This window comes from Staphylococcus sp. HMSC061G12 (genome assembly GCF_001838465.1).
GTDB lineage: Bacteria > Bacillota > Bacilli > Staphylococcales > Staphylococcaceae > Staphylococcus > Staphylococcus simulans.
The window spans coordinates 1-1,010 of record NZ_KV837097.1 but is presented as its reverse complement, the minus strand read 5'-3'; the positions used below and the strand labels follow the sequence as shown (position 1 = coordinate 1,010).

General features: G+C 27.7%; 1 protein-coding gene and 1 pseudogene. Both read right to left on the bottom strand.

Annotation, left to right across the window (positions count from 1 at the left end; translation table 11 throughout):
- Positions 1-263, bottom strand: a pseudogene (locus tag HMPREF2937_RS08065) (hypothetical protein); the annotation flags it as partial.
- 483 nt (positions 264-746) lie between these two features.
- The gene (locus HMPREF2937_RS08060) at positions 747-989 is read right to left on the bottom strand and encodes a ribbon-helix-helix domain-containing protein (RefSeq protein ID WP_060804017.1); all 243 of its coding nucleotides are present in this window, start codon (positions 987-989) and stop codon (positions 747-749) included.
- Positions 990-1,010 lie beyond the last annotated feature (21 nt).

Below are 1,010 nucleotides of genomic sequence, written 5' to 3'. Positions count from 1 at the left end.
TCTGGGTGCTCTATATAGTCGTTAAACATTGCAATGACAGTATTTAATTGTTTAACTGTAAAGATTTCCGCTAAAGCATCAAAGGCACTTTTACTTTCACTGAGCTCTTTTACATTCTTCTTATATTTAAAAACTGCTGTCTTACCTAGTTCTAACTGCTCACTCAATAACTTCCAATGCGCTTCATTAATAAACCATGATGCAATATTTTCACTTTTCGTTTTAGCCATCGTTATTGGCTTTTGTGTTCTTGTATTTGCCATATCCACTTCACCTCTTTGATTAATATGTTTTATATTAGCTATTTTAAATGAAGGATTTAATACGTTTCACTCCAGTGTATTGATTCAATTCAAATACTTAACCAGATTCGCCCTATAAAGGTCATTAGGTATAGTTTTAAAGTTTTTAGACGTATCATAATAATTTTAATGATTATATGATTAGATAGTAAAAACCCGTTGTATTAAAGTACTTTATATAGAAAGAAATTAGACTTAATTCATCTATTTTTCACTAAGTTCTTTAATATGAACTATTTTAAAATAACAAGTCTTGTTTTTTATAGTTCTTTTTTAAGAACTATAATCAATTATACTCATGTGTATAAACATACACATGAGTATATATAAGCTTACACTTATCTATATATTCATGTATATAATTGTTATTTTTGATAAATGAAAATCTATTCTTGTTGAAGAATAGATTTTATCAGTAATGTCCTTGGCATCATCAATGCCTGATTACAATTGCTTGATCAGTTCATTCAAAAATTCTGATGAAGATGAATAATTATTTTCTTTGACTAATTCATCTAGCTTTTTTCTGACTGATGGTTGTAACATAAATTGATATCTTGCTTTGTTTTCTTTGACTTTGCCTTTTTTAATTTCTATTTTTTTATATGAAACATCCGGTGATGCTGCTTCTTCTAATGCTTTCTCAATATTTTGATCATCTTGTGTATATTTTTTATTAAATGCCATAGCTCAGGCCCTCCTTAGTTA